Source organism: Streptomyces sp. NPDC046712 (genome assembly GCF_040645695.1).
GTDB lineage: Bacteria > Actinomycetota > Actinomycetes > Streptomycetales > Streptomycetaceae > Streptomyces.
In genome coordinates, this window is the sequence record NZ_JBEYYW010000001.1 from 285,865 (window position 1) to 306,065 (window position 20,201).

General features: G+C 73.4%; 19 protein-coding genes and 7 tRNA genes. 16 read left to right on the forward strand and 10 right to left on the reverse strand.

The features are described 5' to 3' along the window. Positions 1 to 129 precede the first annotated feature (129 nt). From cobT to ABZ939_RS01370, 3 genes are all read left to right on the forward strand, one after another. The gene (cobT, locus tag ABZ939_RS01360; RefSeq protein ID WP_361847440.1) at positions 130 to 3,486 is read left to right on the forward strand and encodes a nicotinate-nucleotide--dimethylbenzimidazole phosphoribosyltransferase; all 3,357 of its coding nucleotides are present in this window, start codon (positions 130 to 132) and stop codon (positions 3,484 to 3,486) included. Between the two features lie 241 nt (positions 3,487 to 3,727). Next, the gene (gene cobA, locus ABZ939_RS01365; RefSeq protein ID WP_361847443.1) at positions 3,728 to 4,960 is read left to right on the forward strand and encodes a uroporphyrinogen-III C-methyltransferase; all 1,233 of its coding nucleotides are present in this window, start codon (positions 3,728 to 3,730) and stop codon (positions 4,958 to 4,960) included. 66 nt (positions 4,961 to 5,026) lie between these two features. Next, positions 5,027 to 5,845, forward strand: a complete 819-nt coding sequence (locus tag ABZ939_RS01370) for an RNA methyltransferase (protein WP_361847445.1) — start codon at positions 5,027 to 5,029, stop codon at positions 5,843 to 5,845. A 48-nt stretch (positions 5,846 to 5,893) separates the two neighbouring features. Here ABZ939_RS01370 and ABZ939_RS01375 read toward each other — a convergent pair whose 3' ends face one another. Next, positions 5,894 to 7,048 (reverse strand): serine/threonine-protein kinase, encoded by a 1,155-nt coding sequence (locus ABZ939_RS01375; RefSeq protein WP_361847448.1) that lies wholly within the window; start codon positions 7,046 to 7,048, stop codon positions 5,894 to 5,896. Positions 7,049 to 7,243: 195 nt separating this feature from the next. Between ABZ939_RS01375 and ABZ939_RS01380 the strand changes: the two genes are divergently transcribed. The 4 genes from ABZ939_RS01380 (at position 7,244) to ABZ939_RS01395 (ending at position 9,949) form a co-directional block, all read left to right on the forward strand. Continuing rightward, positions 7,244 to 7,477 (forward strand): hypothetical protein, encoded by a 234-nt coding sequence (locus tag ABZ939_RS01380; RefSeq protein ID WP_137990476.1) that lies wholly within the window; start codon positions 7,244 to 7,246, stop codon positions 7,475 to 7,477. A gap of 188 nt (positions 7,478 to 7,665) precedes the next feature. Beyond that, positions 7,666 to 7,833: a hypothetical protein gene (locus ABZ939_RS01385; RefSeq protein ID WP_361847451.1), complete on the forward strand. Its 168-nt coding sequence runs from the start codon at positions 7,666 to 7,668 to the stop codon at positions 7,831 to 7,833. An 831-nt stretch (positions 7,834 to 8,664) separates the two neighbouring features. Next, positions 8,665 to 9,621 carry a phosphotransferase gene (locus tag ABZ939_RS01390; protein WP_361847454.1) on the forward strand — a complete coding sequence of 319 codons (957 nt, stop codon included), beginning with the start codon at positions 8,665 to 8,667 and terminating at the stop codon, positions 9,619 to 9,621. Positions 9,622 to 9,661: 40 nt separating this feature from the next. Then, positions 9,662 to 9,949 (forward strand): zf-TFIIB domain-containing protein, encoded by a 288-nt coding sequence (locus ABZ939_RS01395; RefSeq protein WP_361847457.1) that lies wholly within the window; start codon positions 9,662 to 9,664, stop codon positions 9,947 to 9,949. A 59-nt stretch (positions 9,950 to 10,008) separates the two neighbouring features. Here ABZ939_RS01395 and ABZ939_RS01400 read toward each other — a convergent pair. From ABZ939_RS01400 to ABZ939_RS01420, 5 genes are all read right to left on the reverse strand, one after another. After that, positions 10,009 to 10,083 (reverse strand) — tRNA-Val (locus ABZ939_RS01400). A 39-nt stretch (positions 10,084 to 10,122) separates the two neighbouring features. Next, positions 10,123 to 10,194 (reverse strand) — tRNA-Val (locus ABZ939_RS01405). A gap of 34 nt (positions 10,195 to 10,228) precedes the next feature. Further along, a tRNA-Val gene (locus ABZ939_RS01410) sits at positions 10,229 to 10,300 on the reverse strand. A 1-nt stretch (position 10,301) separates the two neighbouring features. Beyond that, a tRNA-Cys gene (locus ABZ939_RS01415) sits at positions 10,302 to 10,375 on the reverse strand. A 39-nt stretch (positions 10,376 to 10,414) separates the two neighbouring features. After that, positions 10,415 to 10,487, reverse strand: a tRNA-Gly gene (locus ABZ939_RS01420). A 221-nt stretch (positions 10,488 to 10,708) separates the two neighbouring features. On the opposite strand from ABZ939_RS01420, the gene ABZ939_RS01425 reads away from it, so the two are divergent. From ABZ939_RS01425 to ABZ939_RS01435, 3 genes are read left to right on the forward strand one after another with little or no spacing between them, the layout of a single operon-like run. Next, positions 10,709 to 11,761, forward strand: a complete 1,053-nt coding sequence (locus ABZ939_RS01425) for a chorismate-binding protein (RefSeq protein WP_361847460.1) — start codon at positions 10,709 to 10,711, stop codon at positions 11,759 to 11,761. Beyond that, a complete protein-coding gene (locus ABZ939_RS01430; protein WP_361847463.1) occupies positions 11,758 to 12,585 on the forward strand; it encodes an aminodeoxychorismate lyase in 828 nt (275 codons plus the stop codon). Before ABZ939_RS01425 ends, ABZ939_RS01430 begins: the two co-directional genes overlap by 4 nt. Before the next feature lie 42 nt (positions 12,586 to 12,627). Further along, the gene (locus ABZ939_RS01435) at positions 12,628 to 13,467 is read left to right on the forward strand and encodes a GNAT family N-acetyltransferase (protein ID WP_361847465.1); all 840 of its coding nucleotides are present in this window, start codon (positions 12,628 to 12,630) and stop codon (positions 13,465 to 13,467) included. Between the two features lie 10 nt (positions 13,468 to 13,477). On the opposite strand, the gene ABZ939_RS01440 is transcribed toward ABZ939_RS01435, so the two are convergent. Next, the gene (locus tag ABZ939_RS01440; protein WP_361847468.1) at positions 13,478 to 13,993 is read right to left on the reverse strand and encodes a DsbA family protein; all 516 of its coding nucleotides are present in this window, start codon (positions 13,991 to 13,993) and stop codon (positions 13,478 to 13,480) included. A gap of 167 nt (positions 13,994 to 14,160) precedes the next feature. Here ABZ939_RS01440 and ABZ939_RS01445 point away from each other — a divergent pair, with 167 nt between their 5' ends. Together ABZ939_RS01445 and ABZ939_RS01450 are read left to right on the forward strand one after the other, a co-directional pair. Next, positions 14,161 to 14,589: a hypothetical protein gene (locus ABZ939_RS01445; RefSeq protein WP_361847471.1), complete on the forward strand. Its 429-nt coding sequence runs from the start codon at positions 14,161 to 14,163 to the stop codon at positions 14,587 to 14,589. A 137-nt stretch (positions 14,590 to 14,726) separates the two neighbouring features. Next, positions 14,727 to 14,879: a hypothetical protein gene (locus tag ABZ939_RS01450; RefSeq protein ID WP_361847474.1), complete on the forward strand. Its 153-nt coding sequence runs from the start codon at positions 14,727 to 14,729 to the stop codon at positions 14,877 to 14,879. Positions 14,880 to 14,898: 19 nt separating this feature from the next. On the opposite strand, the gene ABZ939_RS01455 is transcribed toward ABZ939_RS01450, so the two are convergent. Both ABZ939_RS01455 and ABZ939_RS01460 read right to left on the reverse strand, forming a co-directional pair. Continuing rightward, positions 14,899 to 15,456 carry a CGNR zinc finger domain-containing protein gene (locus ABZ939_RS01455; protein WP_361847477.1) on the reverse strand — a complete coding sequence of 186 codons (558 nt, stop codon included), beginning with the start codon at positions 15,454 to 15,456 and terminating at the stop codon, positions 14,899 to 14,901. 267 nt (positions 15,457 to 15,723) lie between these two features. Beyond that, the gene (locus ABZ939_RS01460; protein ID WP_015032345.1) at positions 15,724 to 16,137 is read right to left on the reverse strand and encodes an SsgA family sporulation/cell division regulator; all 414 of its coding nucleotides are present in this window, start codon (positions 16,135 to 16,137) and stop codon (positions 15,724 to 15,726) included. Between the two features lie 189 nt (positions 16,138 to 16,326). Here ABZ939_RS01460 and ABZ939_RS01465 point away from each other — a divergent pair, with 189 nt between their 5' ends. Further along, positions 16,327 to 16,749 carry a TIGR02611 family protein gene (locus ABZ939_RS01465; protein WP_361847480.1) on the forward strand — a complete coding sequence of 141 codons (423 nt, stop codon included), beginning with the start codon at positions 16,327 to 16,329 and terminating at the stop codon, positions 16,747 to 16,749. A 53-nt stretch (positions 16,750 to 16,802) separates the two neighbouring features. Next, positions 16,803 to 16,877, forward strand: a tRNA-Val gene (locus ABZ939_RS01470). A 61-nt stretch (positions 16,878 to 16,938) separates the two neighbouring features. On the opposite strand, the gene ABZ939_RS01475 is transcribed toward ABZ939_RS01470, so the two are convergent. Beyond that, positions 16,939 to 19,554: a hypothetical protein gene (locus ABZ939_RS01475; RefSeq protein ID WP_361847482.1), complete on the reverse strand. Its 2,616-nt coding sequence runs from the start codon at positions 19,552 to 19,554 to the stop codon at positions 16,939 to 16,941. Between the two features lie 83 nt (positions 19,555 to 19,637). On the opposite strand from ABZ939_RS01475, the gene ABZ939_RS01480 reads away from it, so the two are divergent. Together ABZ939_RS01480 and ABZ939_RS01485 are read left to right on the forward strand one after the other, a co-directional pair. After that, positions 19,638 to 20,087, forward strand: a complete 450-nt coding sequence (locus ABZ939_RS01480; protein WP_361847485.1) for an SRPBCC family protein — start codon at positions 19,638 to 19,640, stop codon at positions 20,085 to 20,087. 39 nt (positions 20,088 to 20,126) lie between these two features. Continuing rightward, a tRNA-Val gene (locus tag ABZ939_RS01485) sits at positions 20,127 to 20,198 on the forward strand. The last annotated feature ends 3 nt before the right edge of the window (positions 20,199 to 20,201 follow it).

Below are 20,201 nucleotides of genomic sequence, written 5' to 3' on the forward strand. Positions count from 1 at the left end.
TGCCACGATGGCCGAAGCCCGCGACAATGCTGTGGTGTCCGCGCGTCATTCGTGCCGCACGGCGCGCACGCTCGTTCTTGTTGACGGGCGAAGGTCTGAAGGAGCACAACCGATGGGCGAGGGGTACGCATGACGGACACCGGCCAGGTCCCGGGCGAGGGGCTGCCGGAGAACGCAGGCATGGTGGAGCAGCCGGGCATCCCCGCACCGGGCGCGTACACCTTCCTGGACCCCTCCGAGAGCGCAGCCGAGGACGACGACCTCCTTCTGATGCCGGGCGCGCAGGGCGCGTGGAGCGAGCACCAGCCGGGCGCCGTGCCCGCGCCGCCCGTCGCCGTACCGCCGCCCGGGATGATGCCGGGGCAACTGCCCCAGGTCGGCGACCCGCTCACCGACCCGCTGGCGGGTCCGATCGCCGACGCCCTCGCCGCCCAGACGCCCGTCGCACCGGCTCCGCCGGTCGCGCACGAGGCCGTCTCCACCCCGGCGCACGGGGTACCGGCTGCCCCGCAGGAGCCGGTCGTCACCGACCACGGGTACGAGCCCGGGATCCTGGACACCGGTGCCCACGAGGCAGCCGGCCGCGACTCCGGCTCGGTGGACCTCGGCGCGGTACGCGTACCGCCGCCGGCCGCCGCTCCGACCCCGCCGCCCGCCCGCCGACCGCTGCACATGGGCCCGCCCGTGCCCGAGGCCGGCGGGGGAGTCGTGCGCTCGCTCGCCGACCGTGGTCCCGCCGGCGCACACGTCGCCGCGCCGGCGCCCGCCCCGGCCCCCGCGCCTGTCGCCTCCACGGTGCCCGCCGCGGTTCCGGCCCATGCGCAGGGCCCGGCGACGACCGGCCTCGAGTACCTCGACGTCCCGCGAGAGCAGCCCGCCGCGCAGGCCGCCCCCCAGTTCGGCGAACTCCCGCCGCAGGGCGCCGTGCCGTGGGACCCGCAGCCCCAGGGTCCCGTGGGGGCGCCGGTGCAGCAGGCAGGACCCGCAGAAACGGTCGGCCAGTTCGTCCAGGTCGAGGGCACGGTCCCGACCACCCCGCACCTGGCACCGACGCCGCCGGTGGTCGAGGCCGCCGCCGAGGAGCCGGTTCCGGCACCGGAACCGGTGACCGAGCCTGAGCAGGCGCAGGTGGAGGCGCAGGCCGTCGAGCCCGTCGCCGCCGAGCCCGCGGTCGAGGCTCCGGTCGAGGATTCCGTCGTGGCCGAAGAGCCGGTGGCGGAGGCCCCGGTGGCCGTCCCCGCCCCGCGCGACGGCGGTTCGTCCGCCGCCGTTCCCGTACCGCCCGTCGAGGCCGAGGCAGAGGCCGTTGTCGAGGCCGAGCCGGTCCAGGAGGTCGTGACCGAGGCTGCCGTCGAGCCCGCTGTCGAGCCCGTCGCCGAGGAGGCACCGGAGCCCGAGACGGAGCCGGTCGCCGAGGCCCCCGTCGCCGAAGAGCCCGCCGTCGCCGTGGAGCCCGCCGTCGTCGAGGCCCCTGAGCAGGAGCAGCCCGAGATCCAGGCCGAGGCGGTCCAGGCCGAGCCCGCGGTCGACGTCCAGGCCGAGCCCGTGGTCGAGGCCGTCGAGGCGCCCGCCGCCGAACAGCCGGCGGTCGAGGAGCCGGTGGCCGAGGAGATCGCTGCCGTCGAGGACTCCACCCAGGAGGTCCCGGAGGCTCAGGAGGCCCCTGAGGCTCAGGAGGCCCCGGACGCCTCGGAAGCCTCGGAAGCCCAGGAAGCCTCTGAGGTCCAGGAGGCCGAGGAGCAGGAGGCCGCCGGTGCCCCGGCGCCCGGGTACGACGAGGCCGAGCGCGAGGCCGTGCTGCGCGTGATGCGCGAGCGCCGCGACATCCGCAACGGCTTCCGCTCCGACCCGATCCCGCACGAGGTGCTGCTCCGCGTCCTGGAGGCCGCCCACACGGCCCCCAGCGTCGGCCACTCCCAGCCCTGGGACTTCGTCGTCATCCGCTCCGCCGAGACCCGCCGGAGCATGCACGAACTGGCCCAGCGTCAGCGCGAGGCCTACGCCCAGTCGCTGCCCAAGGCCAGGGCGAAGCAGTTCAAGGAACTGAAGATCGAGGCCATCCTCGACACCCCGGTCAACATCGTCGTCACCGCCGACCCCACGCGCGGCGGCCGGCACACCCTGGGCCGCTACACGCAGCCGCAGATGGCGCCGTACTCCTCCGCGCTCGCCGTCGAGAACCTCTGGCTCGCCGCCCGTGCCGAAGGCCTCGGCGTCGGCTGGGTCAGCTTCTTCGACGAGCGCGAGATGGTCCGCGCGCTCGGCCTCCCCGAGCACCTCGAGGTCGTCGCGTACCTGTGCGTCGGGTACGTCGACGAGTTCCCCGAGGAGCCCGAGCTGATGCAGGCGGGCTGGTCCAAGCGCCGCCCGCTGTCCTGGGTCGTCCACGAGGAGACGTACGGCCGCCGCGCCCTGCCGGGCGAGGAGCCGCACGACCTGCTCCAGGAGACCGTCTCCAACATCCGCCCGCTGGACGCCAAGGCGCTCGGCGAGGCGTGGGAGCGGCAGAAGCGCATGACGAAGCCCGCCGGGGCGCTCGGCATGCTGGAGATCATCTCGGCGCAGCTCTCCGGGCTCTCCCGGATGTGCCCGCCGCCGATCCCGGAGCCCGCGGCCGTCGCGATCTTCGCCGGCGACCACGGGGTGCACGCCCAGGGCGTCACCGCCTGGCCGCAGGAGGTGACCGGCCAGATGGTCGCGAACTTCCTCGGCGGGGGAGCGGTCTGCAACGCCTTCGCGAACCAGGTCGGCGCCGAGGTCTGCGTCATCGACGTCGGCGTCGCCTCCGAGCTGCCGTCCACGCCGGGGCTGCTGCCCCGCAAGGTCCGTGCCGGTACGGGCGACTTCACGACCGGTCTCGCGATGACCCGCGAGGAGGTGCTCGCCGCGATCGAGGTGGGCATCGAGACCGCGCGGGACCTGGTGGCGGCGGGCAACAAGGCCCTGCTGACCGGTGAGATGGGCATCGCGAACACGACCGCGTCCGCGGCGCTGATCTCCGTGTACACGGGGGTCGACCCGGTCGAGGTCACCGGCCGGGGAACCGGCATCAACGACGAGATGCACGCGCGGAAGGTCGACGTGGTCCGTCGCGCCCTCGACCTCCACAAGCCGGACCCGGCGGACCCGATCGGTGTCCTCTCGGCGATCGGCGGCCTGGAGCACGCGGCGCTCGTCGGCCTGATCCTGGGCGCGGCCTCGCTCCGTACCCCGGTCGTCCTGGACGGCGTCTCGACCGGCGCGGCGGCGCTGGTGGCCCGGGCGATCGCGCCCGAGTCCCTGGCGGCCTGCATCGCGGGCCACCGCAGCGCGGAGCCGGGCCACGTCGCGGCCCTCAACAAGCTGGGCCTGCGTCCTCTGGTCGACCTCGACCTCCGTCTCGGCGAGGGCACGGGCGCGCTCCTCGCCCTCCCGGTCGTCCAGAGCGCGGCCCGCGCGATGCACGAGGTGGCGACCTTCGACTCGGCGGGTGTCACGGAGAAGTAGCCGTAACCGTTGTGGACGACTGATCCGCAACGGGTGGGGACCACACCACGGCCCCGGTGCGTCGGCACGTTCCTTCGCACCGGGGCCGGAGACCCGCCAGGTCACCGAGGGGGATATCCGTCACAGGCCGCCCACCCCCGGTGACCGATATCGTGGGTGCGGGCGGCCGAAACCCTGCCCCACCAGCCGCTTCACCGCCGCAGCGGCCTCCACACACGCCCCTTCGAGGAGCCGCACACCCATGGCCGAGCACGCCGCGCACCCCGCCTACCCCGTCGGACTCCGCCTCTCCGGCCGCCGCGTCGTGGTCTTCGGCGGTGGCCAGGTCGCCCAGCGCCGCCTCCCCGCCCTGATCGCCGCCGGCGCCGATGTCACCCTCATCTCCCCCTCGGCCACTCCCTCCGTCGAGGCGATGGCCGAGGCCGGCGAGATCACCTGGGTCAGGCGCCGTTACGAGGACGGGGACATCGCCGACGCCTGGTACGCCCTCGTCGCCACCAGCGACCCCGTCGCCAACGCCGCCGCCTCCGCCGAGGCCGAGCGGACCAAGACCTGGTGCGTGCGCTCCGACGACGCCGACGCGGCCACCGCATGGACCCCGGCCACCGGCCGCAGTGAGGGCGTGACCGTCGCCGTGCTCACCGGTCACGACCCGCGCCGCTCCGCCGCCGTGCGCGACGCGATCGTCGAGGGCCTGCGGGACGGTTCGATCGCGGCCCCGCAGCACCGCTCCCGTACCCCCTTCGTGGCGCTGGTCGGCGGCGGCCCCGGCGACCCGGACCTGATCACGGTCCGCGGCCGCCGGCTGCTCGCCGAGGCCGACGTGGTCATCGCTGACCGCCTCGGCCCCCGCGACCTGCTCAACGAACTGCCTCCGCACGTCGAGGTGATCGACGCGGCGAAGATCCCCTACGGCCGTTTCATGGCCCAGGAGGCCATCAACAACGCGCTCATCGAGCACGCCAAGGCCGGCAAGTCGGTCGTACGGCTCAAGGGCGGCGACCCCTTCGTCTTCGGCCGTGGCATGGAGGAGGCCCAGGCGCTCGCGGCGGAGGGCATCGCCTGCACGGTCGTCCCCGGTATCTCCAGCTCGATCTCCGTCCCCGGAGCGGCCGGCATCCCGGTCACCCACCGCGGTGTGGCGCACGAGTTCACCGTGGTCAGCGGCCATGTCGCCCCCGACGACCCGCGTTCGCTGGTCGACTGGGCGTCCCTCGCCAAGCTGACCGGCACGCTCGTGATCCTGATGGGCGTCGACAAGATCGGGAAGATCGCCGAGGCGCTGATCGCCCACGGCAAGGCCCCCGAGACCCCGCTCGCCCTCGTCCAGGAGGGCACCACGGCCACCCAGCGCCGCGTGGACGCCACGCTCGCCACGGTCGCGGAGACGGTCAAGGCCCAGGAGGTCCGTCCGCCCGCGGTCATCGTCATCGGCGAGGTCGTCGGCGAGGGTCCCGAGAAGCTCGTGAAGTAACCAGGGGTAACCCAACCCCCTGCCGCACACATTGGCACCGCACCCCGGACAAGGCAGTATCACCTCGTGGCCGAACTCATCACCATCGACGACCCCGACGACCCGCGTCTGCGCGACTACACCGGGCTGACCGACGTCGAGCTGCGCCGCAGACGCGAGCCCGCGGAGGGCCTGTTCATCGCCGAGGGCGAGAAGGTCATCCGCAGGGCCCGCCAGGCCGGGTACGAGATGCGGTCGATGCTGCTGTCCGCCAAGTGGGTCGACGTCATGCGCGACGTCATCGACGAGGTTCCGGCGCCCGTGTACGCGGTGCAGCCGGACCTCGCCGAGCGGGTCACCGGCTACCACGTGCACCGGGGCGCCCTCGCCTCCATGCAGCGCAAGCCGCTGCCGAGCGCCGAGGAACTCCTCCGTACCGCCCGCAGGGTGGCCGTCATGGAGTCGGTCAACGACCACACCAACATCGGCGCGATCTTCCGCAGCGCCGCCGCCCTCGGCATGGACGCGGTGCTGCTCTCCCCGGACTGCGCCGACCCGCTGTACCGCCGGTCCGTGAAGGTCTCCATGGGCGCGGTCTTCTCCGTCCCGTACGCCCGTCTGGACACCTGGCCGCGCGGCCTGGAGGCGGTACGGGAGGCGGGCTTCAAGCTCCTCGCGCTCACCCCCGACGAGAAGGCGTCCCCGATCGACGTGGCGGCCCCGCACAAGCTGGAGCGGGCGGCGCTGATGCTCGGCGCGGAGGGCGACGGCCTGTCCACACAGGCACTGCGCGCCGCGGACGAATGGGTCCGCATCCCGATGGCCCACGGAGTCGACTCGCTCAACGTGGGCGCGGCGGCCGCCGTGGCCTTCTACGCGGTGGCAAGCGGCCGCCCGCAGGACTAGGGCCTCTTCAGCGGCCGCCAGGGCCTGTCCGGCGGATCATGGCGGCCACTAGCCCTGCAGGGCCTGCGCGGCAGCGATCCCCAGCGCCACCACCAACGTCACCACCACGAACACGAACAACCGCTGACGCAGCAGCCGCGGATTGGCGGGGCGGCGGCCGGTCGAGGTGGTGCGGGCGCCGGGCCGGGACGGTGCGGGACGTCCGTTGGGCCGGGACTGCGGGGCCGGCCGACCGCCGCCGGTGCGGGAGGCGGAAGGCCGCGAGGCCGGACCCTGTGCCCGCCCCTGCGTATTGCGCTCGGTGTACCGCTCCGTCGGCCGACTGCCCGTGGACTGCTCCGTACGCTCCCGCTGGGCCGGCGGGCGGCCGGCGGGCAGTCCCTGCGCCTCACGGGCGGCGATCTCCTTGAGCCGCATGGAGAGTTGCAGGGTGCTGGGACGCTCCTCGGGGTCCTTCGCGAGACAGGCCCGGACGAGCGGCGCCAGCGCGTCCGGTACGCCGTTCAGCTGCGGCTCCTCGTGCACCACCCGGTAGAGCATGACCTCCGAACTGCCGTGCCCGAAGGGTGAGTCCGCCATCGCCGCGTACGCGAGGGTGGCACCGAGCGAGAACACGTCCGTGGCCGGGGTGACGGCCGCGCCCCGCACCTGCTCGGGCGCGAGGAAGCCGGGGGAGCCGACCGCCGTGCCCACATGGGTGAGGGTGCTGGCTCCGGTGGCCCAGGCGATGCCGAAGTCGATGATCCGCGGCCCCTTGGGGGACAGCAGGATGTTCGAGGGCTTGAGGTCCCGGTGGACGACACCGGCCTCGTGGACGGCGACCAGGCCCTCCGAGAGCGCGGCCCCGATCGCGGCGACGTCGGCGGCCCGCAGCGGACCCTCCTCGGCGACCCGGTCGTGCAGCGAGGGGCCGGGAACGTACTGGGTGGCGAACCACGGGCGGTCGGCCTCCAGATCGGCCGCGACCAGCCGGGCCGTGCAGCCGCCCCGGATCCGCCGGGCCGCGGAGACCTCGCGCGCGAAGCGCGACCGGAACTCCTGGTCCTCGGCCAGATCGGGCCGGATCACCTTCAGGGCCACGCGCTGACCGCGCCGGTCGGACCCCAGATACACGACCCCCATGCCGCCGGCCCCGAGCCGGCGGTGAAGCCGGAACGACCCGACGATCCGCGGATCCTCCCGCCGGAGCCGCATCATCGCCATGTCCGTCCCCTCGTCCGTTCGACGTGGCACAGCTTACGTATTGGCGCCCCGGTGTGCTCATAGGCCGCGCCCTCGCCGGAGGATCGATTGTCAGTGCTGAGGGGGACACTTGAGGGGTGGTCAGGACGACGGCGCTGACGGCCGTTCGGGCCGCGGGATTTCCCAATGTCCGGTCGCAGAAGGGGGATTGGATCGATGAAGGGTGATCGCGTGGAGATAGTCGTGGATGCGGGGGACACGACACGGACGTACGAAGTGGTGGCAAGCCGGGCGGGCCGGAGGGTGGAGACGGCGGTACGACGAGGGGTGGTGGAAGTGAGCGAAGTCACGCGGACCGGGGTGGTCGTCCGGACGGCCCGTTTCATGGCGAGCCGGGTCCTCGCGCTGGTCGAGCAGCCGGTACCCCTCCGGGAAGACCCTCAGTCCTAGGGCGGGCTCTCCACCCAGGGGAGTACGCGGCGGGGGTGCTCGTCATCCTCCGGGAGGCCCGGAGATCGGTACGCGGGCATGACGTCCGGGCGGCATCCGATCCCTAGTGTTGAGGTCAAGCGGCGGGTGCAGCACTCGTCCCCCGAGGTCAGACACCCGCCGCTGCCAGACACGACAGGAGAGGAACCATGGCGTACACGGCATCGCGGATCAACACCCGACCTTCGGGCCGCCGCCACCCCCTGGTGGCGACCGCCATGGTCCTCCCTCTCGCGACCCTGCTGGTCGTCGTCTTCGGCGGCTGGGACGCAGTGGTCACACAGGCGTCGTCCGTGGGCGTGATGCTGGGGCGCTGAGCGGCGCCCCGGACCCGGGAGAGCGGCCCGGGTCGGGGACATCCGGCCAACAACCCCGTGGGGACGGGGGTGCGGCGGACGGCAGCGTGCGGCCGGTCAGCTGGGGAGCTGACCGGCCCTCGCGCTTTCGCGACCCGAGACCGCTACCGCGACACGAGCTCGCCTCTCCCCGCCCCGGGCGAGCGGGCCCGTTCCTGCGGCACGCAGCCGCCGAGTCGGGGCTGCCGGGGATACAGGCGCCCGCTCGCTCCTGCGGCGCGAAGCTGCCGCTCCCGGGCCGCCCAGCGCGGCCCGGTTGCGCCCCCCTCGACTACCGGCGATGTGGGCCCCGTTCCTCCGGTGCACAGCCGCCGCCCTGCGGTTCCGGGCACTACCCGGTCGGTTTGCCACCCGCGCCTCCAGGGCCGCCGCCGATGCGGCCCGGCGTGACCCGACCCGACTCGCTCGCGACCCGACACCGTGGCACGATGCCACCTCTCCCCGCCCCCAGGCGCTCCTGCGGCGCGCAGCCGCCGATGCGGGGCCTCCGGGGTGCAGGCCCGGCCCGCTCCTGCGGCGCGACGCTGCCGACGGTGCGCCCCGGTCGATCGCTTGCTGTCCCACCACAGGGTGCCGGCCTCAACGGCCGCAGGCGATGCGGCCCGCCCGCTCCTGGGCCGCGCAGCCGCTGGGCGACGCGGGCGGCGCGAAGCTGCCGCTTCCCGGGGGGACGGGGGCGGAGCCCCCGGGAAGGAATCCGCAGCTCCCACCAGCCCCCGGCAGGGTTTCGGGAAGGGGTGGGGTGGGGGAGCTCCCCTCCGTACCCACGGCCGCAGCGCGTACGCTCCCCGCGTGGAGCACGCCGAACTCGAACAGCTCAGCGACCTCGCGCGGGACGCCGCGCACCGGGCCGACGCGGACTGCCCGTGCGCCTCGCGCACCAGAATCGTCCTCGCCGACCGCGACGACGGCACCGTCGTCCGCCACGGCGCCGTCGTCGTCAAGGCCCACGCCCCCGGCATCGATCCCGATGAGCACGCGGCCCGGATCGCCGTCGCCGCCCTCGACGCGCTCGACGGGATCCTGCTCCCACCGCACCCGCACCCGCACCCCACGCTCCCCACCCGTACCGCCGACGCCCGCCCCCTCACCGCCTGGCCCTACGGCACCCCCGTCGACCCGGCCGACCCCGACGCCGCCCCCTGGGAGGACGCGGCCCGGCTCCTCGCCAGGCTCCACCGCACCCCGCCGCCCCCCGGGCTTCCGCCCATGCGCGCCCCCGCCAAGGCCGCCCTCGCTGTCCACCGGATGCGCCTCGCCGACGCGCCCCGCCCCGCCGTCGAGGTCGTGCTGCGCGCCTGGGCCACCCTCCCCGAGGAGCCGGCCGCCGCCCCCGACCCCGCCCTCCTCTGCCACGGCGACTTCCACCTCGGCCAGCTCGTACGCGATCCACGGACACCGGACGGCCCCTGGCTCCTCATCGACGTGGACGACCTCGGTCTGGGCGACCCCGCCTGGGACCTGGCCCGCCCGGCCGCCTGGTTCGCCGCCGGCATCCTGCCCCCGGACGTCTGGTCCCGATTCCTCGACGCGTACGTGGCGGCCGGCGGCCCCGCCGTCGCCGCCCACGACCCCTGGGCCCAACTCGACGTCCCCGCCCGCGCCCTGACCGTCCAGACCGCCGCGCTCGCCCTCGCCAAATCCACCGCGGAGCAGCGCCCGCTCGACGAGGTCGAGGAAGTGATGATCGACACCTGCGCCCGAATCGGTTCGCTCCGAACCGAGTTGTCCCCGCCTGCGTCCTCATAAGCTGAGAGCACCATCCGAACGGCAGGGAGTTGAGCCGAACATGCAGTGTCCCAAGTGTCATGCGGCCATGCACACGTACAACCGCAACGGTGTCCAGATCGAGCAGTGCAGCGGTTGCCGCGGGATATTCCTGGACTACGGCGAGCTGGAGGCCCTGACCCGCCTCGAGTCCCAGTGGGTGCAGCAGGCCCCGCCCGCGCCCGCCCCGCCGGCGTACCCGGCGCAGCCCGCCCCCGCCGCCCCCGCCTGGGGCGCCCCGCACCACGGCGGCCACCACGGCGGTCACTACCGCCAGCGCGGTTTCGGCCGGATGCTCTTCTCCTCCTGAGCGGAGGAAGCGGGTACGACGAAGCCCCCGGCCGCGAGAGGCGGCCGGGGGCTTCGAGGTGGTGCGCGATACTGGGATTGAACCAGTGACCTCTTCCGTGTCAGGGAAGCGCTCTCCCGCTGAGCTAATCGCGCGGGACGGTCCCAAACCTTACAGGACCAGGTGTTACTGCGTGCGCGATACTGGGATTGAACCAGTGACCTCTTCCGTGTCAGGGAAGCGCTCTCCCGCTGAGCTAATCGCGCGGGGATCCTTGCGGACCAGATCCTTACGGATCAGTGGACGATACTGGGATTGAACCAGTGACCTCTTCCGTGTCAGGGAAGCGCTCTCCCGCTGAGCTAATCGTCCTTGGAGGTGGAGACGGGATTTGAACCCGTGTAGACGGCTTTGCAGGCCGTTGCCTCGCCTCTCGGCCACTCCACCAGGAGTGAATACGGGGGTTCGGGAAGATCCCCCACATCGAGCGGACGACGAGATTCGAACTCGCGACCCTCACCTTGGCAAGGTGATGCTCTACCAACTGAGCCACGTCCGCTTGTCGTTTCCGTTCCGCTTGCGCGTCCCGGCGACGTGTTGAACTCTAGCGGATTCCTGGGCCAGCACAAAAACGCGTTTCCGCAGCGTGCTGAGCTGCGCGGGGATCCGGGCGGCGGAGAGGGTTCGCGCGGCGTTCACTCCTCGTGTTCCCGAGGTGGCGCGCAGCCGCCCCGACGCGAGCCCGCGGCCTGACGTACCCGACACCCCTAGACTCGATCCGTGCACGACCTTGCTCCTCTGGCCCGCTTCGGCGGCCTCGTCGCGACCGACCTGCGGGATGTCACCAGTGACCCCGAGGCCCTGGACTCCGCCGGCTTCTGGGCCGTGTCCGCGGACTTCGAGGGCCGCCTCACCTGCGCCCGCTTCGGCGACGTACGGCCGGATCCCGTACCCGCGCCCGTCCCGGGCGCCTGGCGCGGGCCTGCGGTCGGTGACTGGACGTCCTCCCTCGACCGCGCCGCGTACACGGCCGGCGTACGTACGATCCGCGCGCACATCGCGAGGGGCGAGGTCTACCAGGCGAACCTCTGTCGTGTGATGTCCGCGCCCCTGCCCGACCCGCAGGCCGCCGACGTGGACGCCCTCACCGCCGTCCTGGCCCGCGGCAACCCCGCCCCGTATGCGGGAACGATTCGGCTGCCCGCTCACGGGGTGGAGATCGCCACCGCGTCCCCCGAGCTCTATCTGCGCCGCGAGGGCCGCACCGTCGAGTCCGGCCCCATCAAGGGCACCGCCCGGACCGCCGACGGCCTCCTGGAGAAGGACTACGCCGAGAACGTGATGATCGTGGACCTCGTGCGGAACGACCTCGGCCGGGTCTGCGCGAGCGGCTCGGTCACCGTCCCCGAGCTGTGCGCCGTCGAACCGCACCCCGGCCTCGTCCACCTCGTCTCCACCGTGCGCGGCGAACTCGACGAGCGTGCCGGCTGGCGGGAACTGCTCGACGCCACCTTCCCGCCCGGCTCCGTCACCGGCGCCCCGAAGTCCAGCGCCCTGCGGATCATCAAGGCCCTGGAGACGGCGCCCCGCGGCCCGTACTGCGGAGGCATCGGCTGGGTCGACGCGGACCGCCGCACGGCCGAGCTCGCCGTCGGCATACGCACCTTCTGGATCGACCGCGCCGAGGGCGTGCTCCGCTTCGGCACCGGCGCCGGCATCACCTGGGGTTCCGACCCCGAGCGCGAGTGGGCGGAGACCGAATTGAAGGCGTCCCGCCTGCTGGCGGTAGCGTCGGGCACGTACGAGGCGAGCGGAAGGGCCATTTCTCGATGAAACTCTGGGTCAACGGCGGGCTGTACGACGCGGCGGAAGCCCGGGTGTCCGTACTGGACCACGGTCTGACCGTCGGCGACGGCATCTTCGAAACGGTCAAGGCCGAGCGCGGCGAGACCTTCGCCCTCACCCTCCACCTGGAGCGCCTGACCCGTTCCGCGCGCGGTCTCGGCCTGCCCGACCCCGACCTCGACGAGGTCCGCCGCGCCTGCGCCGCCGTCCTGGAGGCCAACCCGATGGAGCTGGGCCGGCTCCGCATCACGTACACGGGCGGACTCTCCCCACTCGGCTCCGAGCGCGGCGACGACGGACCCGGCCTCGTCGTGGCGCTCGGCGAGACCGGCCGCCGCGCCGACTCGACCGCCGTGATCACGGTCCCCTGGACCCGCAACGAGCGCGGCGCGCTCACCGGCCTGAAGACCACCTCGTACGCCGAGAACGTCGTCGCCCTGGCCAGGGCGCGTGAACAGGGTGCCTCCGAGGCGCTGTTCGCCAACACCGTCGGCCGGCTGTGCGAGGGCACCGGATCCAACGTCTTCGTCGTGATCGACGGCCGGATCCACACCCCGCCCGTCTCCTCCGGCTGCCTGGCGGGCATCACCCGCGCCCTCGCGGTGGAGTGGACCGGAGCGGTGGAGACCGACCTTCCCCTCGACGTCCTCGAGAGCGCCGAGGAGATCTTCCTGACCTCGACCCTCCGCGACGTCCAGGCCGTCCACCGTGTCGACGGGCGCACCCTCACCGCCGCACCGGGGCCGGTGACCGCCAAGGCCATGCGGATCTTCGACGAGCGCGCGGCCGCCGACAGGGACCCGCACCTGTAAAACGGGATGACGGACGGCCGCCCGGTGGGTACAACACCGGTGATGACCACCACCCTGCGGCCGGCCGGGCCGCTTCAGCAGACCGACGGCGGCGACCGTTCACGCACCTACGACGTCTGCGTGAACAGCCGTCGCGTCGGCTCCGTGCACCTCGCCACCGCCCCCGACTTCGGCGCCGCGTCCGGCGTGATCGAAGCCCTGGGCATCGACGAGAAGGACCGCCGCCGCGGCCGCGGCACGGTCGCCGCGCTGGCCGCCGAGGAGGTGCTGCGCGGCTGGGGCTGCGGCCAGGTCCAGATCTCCGTACCGGCGGCGGCCACGGCGGCGCTGCGGATGGCCACCGTCCTCGGCTACACCGAACGCAGCCGGAACATGGTCAAGGAACTTCCGGCGGAGCCTCCCGCGCTGCCACCCGGCATCGAGGTCCGCCCCATGACCGAGGCGGAGTACGCGGACTGGGAGGCGAAGGCCCGGGAAGCCTTCGCGCGGAGCTGGATGGACCGGGGCGTACCGGAGGACCAGGCGCGGGCCAAGGCCGAGGCCAGCCACCGGGAGCTGCTCCCGCAGGGGTTGGCCACCCCAGGTACGAGCATCGACCTGGCCGTACGGGACGGGGAGGTCGTCGGCCACGTGTGGAGCGCGCCCCGCGAGCTGGAGCCGGGCGTGCGCGGTCGGTACGTCTACGACGTGCAGGTCGCCGAGGGGCATCGGGGCCAGGGTCACGGCCGCGCGCTCATGCTCCTAGCCGAACGGGTCGCCATCGACGCCGGAGAGCGCCTGCTGGGACTCCATGTCTTCGCGGGCAACACCCCGGCGATCCGGCTCTACGAGTCGCTCGGCTACCGGACGACGCACATCAACAGCTACAAGCAGCTGCTGTAGGCGCGCGCGGCTAGCCGGCGAGCAGGCGGTCGGCGATCGCCTCGATGCGCTCGCGCAGGCCGTCCTGGCTCTTGCCGCCGTCCATGCGCTCGCCGTCCACGACATAGGTCGGCGTGCCGGTGACCTTGATCGCCTTGCCCTCGGCCTGGTCGGCGTCGACGGTCAGCAGATGCCTGCCGTCGATCAGAGCGGTGTCGAACTCCTCCGCGTCCAGACCCAGTTCGCGCGCGACCTCCAGGAGCAGCGGCTCGCCCCGGTCGCTCAGCTGCTCCGTCCTGGCCAGCAGCGCCTCCACGTACGGCCAGCCCTTGCCCTGCTCGGCCGCCTCCTCGGCGGCCTGGGCGGCGGCATAGGCGTGCTTGTGCTTCTCCAGCGGGAAGTGCCGCAGCTGGACGTCGATCCGGTCGCCGTACCTCTCGCGCAGCGCGCGCACGTCGTCGAGCGCGCGGAAGCAGTCGGGGCACTCGAGGTCGAACCAGGCCTCGACGACGACGGGGGAGGCGGACGGGGTGGTGGAGTCACTCATGGGAGCAGTCTTCCAGCCGCCGGTGACACGGCCCAACCGGGACCTGGGGAGGAGATCCGCAGGGGACGACCCGGAGATCTCCCTGAGGTCCGCCCCGGGACATGGCCGCGAGCGGCCTCCCCGGTGCAGGATGGAAGGGACGTATCGCCCCGCGCCAGGAGGATCGCATGCTCGCCGAGACCATCTTTTCCGCGGTGTCTGCGGCGGGGCTTGGCATCGCCGCGATCACGGCGTACCGCAGGCGCTTCCTCACCGCGGCGCGCATCGCGGCGTACGCGCTGGTGCCCGTCGGCCTGGTGATGACCGGCGCGGTGGAGTGGGCCTTCGAGACGGCCTTCAGCCCGACCGCCTGGGTCGGGTTCGGTGTGCTCGGCGTGGCCTGGGGGCTCTTCATGACCACACGGGCCGTGGAGCGGCGCAGGGGCCCGGCCCGCAAGGAGGCGGCCAAGGGCGCCCGGCCCGATGCCGCCGCGCCGGCCGCTTCGGCGCCCGCGTTGGGGCAGGGGCAGCGTGGTGCGACCCCGAAGCCGCAGGCCACGGCGACCGGGGACGACTTCAGTGACATCGAGGCGATCTTGAAGAAGCACGGGATCTGACCCGGGATCCCCCACGGGACCGGACGGTGCCGCATCTCCGCGGGAGCCCGCATATCCACGGGATGTGATGAACTGCCGTCCCCGAGGGGCGTGTTGCGGGCTGTCCCGGCGGTCGCTGCGCCATGATCGCCCCCGAGATGCTGGATACCTCGCGGGATCACGCCCCCGCCCCCACCGAAGAGCCGCGCGGCTGTCTGTTCGCGCTCTCCCAGCCGCCGCTGATGATCTTCCTCGCGGTCATCGGCTGTCTGCTCCTGATGGCCGCCGTGCACGATCTCTTCGTGCTGTGACGGGCCGGAGTGGGCCGGATCAGCCGGCGGCTTCCTTGCGGCGCGCCCGGTACGCGGCGACGTGGAGCCGGTTACCGCAGGTGCGGCTGTCGCAGTAGCGGCGCGAACGGTTGCGGGACAGGTCGACGAAGGCCCGGCCGCAGTCCGGGGCCTCGCAGCGCCGCAGCCGCTCCTGCTCGCCGGCCACCACGATGAACGCCAGCGCCATGCCACAGTCCGCACCGAGGTGATCGGCGATCGACGCGCCGGGCGCGAAGTAGTGCACGTGCCAGTCGTAGCCGTCGTGGTCGGTGAGCTGCGGGGTGGTGCCCGCGGCCGCGACCAGCTGGTTGATCAGCGTCGCCGCGATCCGGGCGTCCGGCGCCGCGAAGACGGCCGCGAACCTGGCGCGGAGCTCGCGCACGGCCCGCAGGTCGTTCTCGTCGAGCTCGCCGACGTCGCTGACGTCGTGAGCCCGGACGAAGGTCTGCAACGACGGGAGGTCCCCGAGCTCGTCGTCGCGGTCGCCCTGCGGGGCGGTGTTCATCAGATCGACGACGGTGTCGAGGGCGATGCGGGTGTCGTGGGGGATCAGCACGATTCGCTCCCTGGCAGGCTGCGGGCGGGTGCCCGCGGAATTGCGCTGACTCTAGCGGCTTCCCCGCGCAGGGCCCGGAGCGGACCGAAAGCGGGCCGGAACGGGGCCGAAACCAGGCCCCGACCTGCCGTCCGCGACCCGGTAACGGGCATCGGCGCCCTCCTCCGCGCCGGCTGCGCGGTGAGGACGCCGATGTCTGCGTTATGGGGTTGTCCGCGCGGCGCCGTCTCCCCGAGTCGGACGGCGCCGTGCGGCTCTCGGCCTGGCTCAGCTGTCGGCCAGGATGTGGGAGAGCTCCGTATCGAGGTCGAAGTGACGGTGCTCGGTGCCCGGTGGCACGGCGGCGTCGGTCCGCTTCAGGAACGACTCCAGGGCCCTCGCCGGGGCCTCGAGCAGGGCTTCGCCCTCGGGGGAGCTCAACGCGATGCAGACGACGCCCTGACCGTGACTGCGGGACGGCCAGACTCTGACGTCGCCGGTGCCGGTGGGCCGGTGCAGCCCCTCGGCGAGAAGGTCGCGGGCGAAGACCCACTCGACCGTCTCCTCGGCTCCGGTGTGGAAGGTGGCGTGCACGGCATACGGATCGGCCGTGTCATACCGCAGGCCCGCGGGTACAGGCAGTGAGGACTCGCTCGACACAACGAGGCGCAGGTGCAGCTCGCAGCTGACCGTGGTGTTCATAAGCGCCAGGGCCTTTCGCTCAGTGTGCGCTCGGGGATTCGCACGTCGGCGAAATCGACATGCCACCTACGGTGCCGTTGTAAACCCCTCTGTCTGTTTTGTGATCGTTCAGGTAGCTCGTTCGGGCGTGTGTAACTTTGGGTAATACCGCCAATCAGGTGAGAGCCTCAGATCCGGTAAGTTGGACCCATGAATGCGGAGAGTGACGAGCGGACCGGGGAGTCCGCGGCCGGCGGGGAGTCCGAGCTGGGATCCCGGGCCCCCGAGTTCATCAAGGCCCGCCGGACCCTGCACCTGAGCTGGCAGGTCGGCGTCTTCATCGTGGGGCTCGCGGTCGTGGGGGCCGGCATCGTGATGTTGCCGCTGCCGGGCCCCGGCTGGCTGGTGATCTTCGGTGGTATGGCGATCTGGGCCACCGAGTTCGTGTGGGCGCAGCTCGTCCTCCGCTGGACGAAGCGGAAGGTGACCGAGGCGGCTCAGCGCGCGCTCGACCCGAAGGTCCGGCGCCGCAACATCATCCTGACCACGATCGGTCTGGTGATCATCGCGGTGCTGCTCGGTTTCTATCTGTGGAAGTACGGCTTCGTGATGCCCTGGAAGATCAACGACTGACCGGCAGGCGGTCGGGCGACCCTCTGACATGGGGTAATGTTTGCGGTGCGCCCGGGCGATTAGCTCAGTGGGAGAGCGCTTCGTTCACACCGAAGAGGTCACTGGTTCGAACCCAGTATCGCCCACCACCCGGACCGAAGGCCCGGAGACTGGATCCAGTCTCCGGGCCTTCGGCGTTCCCGCGTCACGTCACCGCATACGGCCGAGCCGCTCCCGGAGCCGGCGGGCGTCCCGCAGTCGCTGCTCGTACGTCGCGCCCACCGCGAGGAGCAGCAGTCCGGCCAGCGCCGGGGGAAGCCAGCGGGGGAGGGCGCCGACGACCTGGACGACGTACGGGGCCAGCTCGTGCAGCCCGTCGAGGGCGAGCACCGAGCCGCCGAGCACGAGCAGCGCCTGCAGCCGGAACCGGGCGCCCAGCAGCGTCACCACGAGCGCGGCGAGGCCGAGGAGCAGCGGGCGCGCCCAGTCGGGGTCCGCCCAGGCGGCGGCGAGGCTCGGCACGAGGGTCGCCGCGAGACCGGGGCCGTACGCCGCCCAGGACGAGGCCTCCGGGTCACGGCGCCGGCGCAGCACGCCGACCACCAGCGCCGGCACGGTGACCGGCAGCGTGTACGCCTCCGGGGTCTCGACGTCCCACACCGCGAGCCGTACCCAGGTCGCGAGGAGGAACAGCGCCGCGGCCGTCCACGAGGCGAACGAGCGCCGCTCGGGGCGGACGGCCGTCGCCGCCGCGATCACCCCGCACAGGGCGAGGACGAGCGCGAGCACGGCCGGTCGGGGCACCGCGGCGACGATCGCGAGCAGACCGACGGCGGCGCCGGTGATCTCCACGGGAAGGGCGACCGGATGGCGCCGCAGCCGCGCACCGGCCAGGGCGGTGGCCGCCGGGACCACGAGCAGCGCGAGCGCCGTGTGGTGGTCCTGCAGCTCCGTGGCGGCCGCTCCGGCGCCCACGAGGCCCGCCGCCGTACCGACCGCGACACAGGCCGCCACGGCCCGCCGCACGCCCTCCGCGAGGAACGCGACCGCGACGAAGAGCCCGCACAGGACGCCCAGCACGGTGAACGTCGCCGCTTGCGTGTCCAGAGCGGCCGCGACCGCACTCGCCGCCGTCGCGAGCCCACAGCCGAGCGCACTCCACCCGAGAGCCTCCCGCGGCGACAGCGGCGCCCCGACGGTCCCTGGAGCCGTCCCCGGCCCCCACCCGGCCCACTGGCCTCGCGTCCCGGGACCGGTCTCCCCGGCGATGCCGGAGCCCGGTGTCGGCCCGTCCGCGCCGCCGCCGCTCCCCCCGGCGGAGGGAGCACCCGCGTCATCGGCTCCGGTGTCGAGGCCGGCCGCATCCGGCGACGGTCCGGCCTCGACGCCTGCCTCGGTGCCGACCTCGTCGCCTGCCCCGACGCCGTTCGTCTCCCCGGGGCCGGTCGCGGTCACGGCGGGAACGGGGAGTCCCCGCGTCACCGTCCCCGGCCGCACCGCCAGGAACAGGGCCACCGCGGTCGTCAGCAGCTGAACGGTCAGCGTCAGGGCGTACGGCAGACCCAGGGACAGCGGCAGGGCCGTCAGGAGCGACCAGGCGAGGACGAGGGCGGCGCAGCGGGCCCACAGGCGCGGCACGGCCGCCAGAGCCGTTGCCGCGACGAGCAGGACCAGCGGGGCCGTCGACGGGTACGAGGCGAGGACGCGGTCCGCGTGGGCGCCGGACCAGACCGGGGCCGTCCGCGCCAGGGGGGTGAGCAGCGACGCCGCCACCGGCGGCAGCGCCCAGGCCACGCCCAGCGCCAGCACGCCTCCACCCGCACCCGTCAGGCCCAGCTGCACCGCACGCGGCGCCGGAGACCGCAGGACCGCCGCCAGGGCGACCGCGCACAGCACGTACCCCGGCACCTCCCAGTCACCCGGCAGCACGACACGCAGCGCACCACCCGCCGCCGCGACCACCGCCAGCCCGGCAACCACGGACGCGGCCACCGCGACCCGGGCCACCCGCCACGCCAGGGACAGCGCCACCCCCGCGCAGGCCAGCAGCAGCGCGCCCGCCGGAATCGCCGACGACAGCGACAGACTGCCGCCCGTCGCCAGGGCCCAGCCGCCCATCACCCCGGCGCCGACGCCCGCCGTCGTCCGAACCGCCACCGGCTTCGCCCACAGCACCACGGCCAGATCCGCCACCGCCGTCGCGAGCGCGGCCCAGCCCAGCGCGAGCGTGCCGCCGTCCACAGCCAGCACGCCCAGCGGCAACGGCAGTTGCGCCGCCACGACCGCGACCGGCAGCGGAATCCGCAGCCGGCCCAGCGCCGCGCCGTACGCCGTCCAGGCGCCGGCGAGCACCGCCGAGGCCACCGCGGCATACCCGAGACCGTCCGTGCCGGGCAGCGCCACCCGGTGCAGCGCGTACGCGTCGAGCACCATCAGCACCAGCCCGAGCGCCGCCACCGACTCCGCCGTGGAGCCGAGGCCCCGGCGCAGCAGCACCACCGGCACGGCCAGCGCCGCCGACGTCACCACGCCCAGCACGGCCGCACGGCCGCCGATCCCCATCGAGCCCCAGCTCACCAGCGTGAAGGCGAGCGCCGCGATCGTCAGCAGCACCCCGCCCAGCGTGAGCAGCACGTTCTGCGCGCTGCGCGGGGTGGAGTCCGCGACCGGGCGCGGCGGAACGGGCCGAGGAGCCACGGCCACCGGGTGCAGCACCTGCAGCAGCCAGGCCCGGCGGGCCAGCAACTGGGCCCGGCGGGAATCGAGTTGAGCCAGCTCGCGGTCGACGAGCACCAGCTCGTCGGCGGGCGGCAGAGGAGTGTCCATACCCGGAGTGTGGCCCCGGACACACTCCGCCGTAATGCGCGCGCGTACTCAGATCGCGGCCTGAGTACGTACACACTGGGGACATGGACTGGTGCCGCTACCGCTTCCGCAGCGTCTGGCAGTTGGCCGCCCCGCCCGACGCGGTCTTCGCCGTGCTCGAACGGGGCGAGGACTACCCCCGGTGGTGGCCCCAGGTCCGCGAGGTCGTCCCCGTCGACGACGACACCGGCACCGCGCGCTTCCGCTCCCTCCTCCCGTACGACCTGATCGTCACCGTCGCGGCCCGGCGCCGCGACCCGGCCGCCGGCGTCCTGGAGGTCGAGCTGCGTGGCGATCTGGAGGGCTGGGCGCGCTGGACCCTCAAGGGGACCGACGGCTCCGGGACCCGCGCGGTCTACGAGCAGGAGGTCGAGGTGACCAGCCCCCTCATGCGCCGCCTCGCGGTCCCCGGCCGGCCCGTGTTCCGCGTCAACCACGCCCTGATGATGCGGGCCGGACGACGTGGTTTGGCGGCCCACCTGCATTCGGTTTGAAGGAAGCCCGCGGAAACCTGTATGGTTCAACCCGTTCCCGGGCGATTAGCTCAGCGGGAGAGCACTTCGTTCACACCGAAGGGGTCACTGGTTCGATCCCAGTATCGCCCACCG

Coding starts and splice junctions, on each gene's coding strand:
- ABZ939_RS01445 (WP_361847471.1), top strand. CDS start 14,161: ATGCTCGCCGAGACCATCTTTTCCGCGGTGTCTGCGGCGGGGCTTGGC.
- ABZ939_RS01385 (WP_361847451.1), top strand. CDS start 7,666: ATGGCGTACACGGCATCGCGGATCAACACCCGACCTTCGGGCCGCCGC.
- ABZ939_RS01375 (WP_361847448.1), bottom strand. CDS start 7,048: ATGGCGATGATGCGGCTCCGGCGGGAGGATCCGCGGATCGTCGGGTCG.
- ABZ939_RS01435 (WP_361847465.1), top strand. CDS start 12,628: ATGACCACCACCCTGCGGCCGGCCGGGCCGCTTCAGCAGACCGACGGC.
- ABZ939_RS01450 (WP_361847474.1), top strand. CDS start 14,727: ATGCTGGATACCTCGCGGGATCACGCCCCCGCCCCCACCGAAGAGCCG.
- cobA (WP_361847443.1), top strand. CDS start 3,728: ATGGCCGAGCACGCCGCGCACCCCGCCTACCCCGTCGGACTCCGCCTC.
- ABZ939_RS01440 (WP_361847468.1), bottom strand. CDS start 13,993: ATGAGTGACTCCACCACCCCGTCCGCCTCCCCCGTCGTCGTCGAGGCC.
- ABZ939_RS01465 (WP_361847480.1), top strand. CDS start 16,327: ATGAATGCGGAGAGTGACGAGCGGACCGGGGAGTCCGCGGCCGGCGGG.
- cobT (WP_361847440.1), top strand. CDS start 130: ATGACGGACACCGGCCAGGTCCCGGGCGAGGGGCTGCCGGAGAACGCA.
- ABZ939_RS01475 (WP_361847482.1), bottom strand. CDS start 19,554: ATGGACACTCCTCTGCCGCCCGCCGACGAGCTGGTGCTCGTCGACCGC.
- ABZ939_RS01430 (WP_361847463.1), top strand. CDS start 11,758: ATGAAACTCTGGGTCAACGGCGGGCTGTACGACGCGGCGGAAGCCCGG.
- ABZ939_RS01480 (WP_361847485.1), top strand. CDS start 19,638: ATGGACTGGTGCCGCTACCGCTTCCGCAGCGTCTGGCAGTTGGCCGCC.
- ABZ939_RS01460 (WP_015032345.1), bottom strand. CDS start 16,137: ATGAACACCACGGTCAGCTGCGAGCTGCACCTGCGCCTCGTTGTGTCG.
- ABZ939_RS01380 (WP_137990476.1), top strand. CDS start 7,244: ATGAAGGGTGATCGCGTGGAGATAGTCGTGGATGCGGGGGACACGACA.
- ABZ939_RS01395 (WP_361847457.1), top strand. CDS start 9,662: ATGCAGTGTCCCAAGTGTCATGCGGCCATGCACACGTACAACCGCAAC.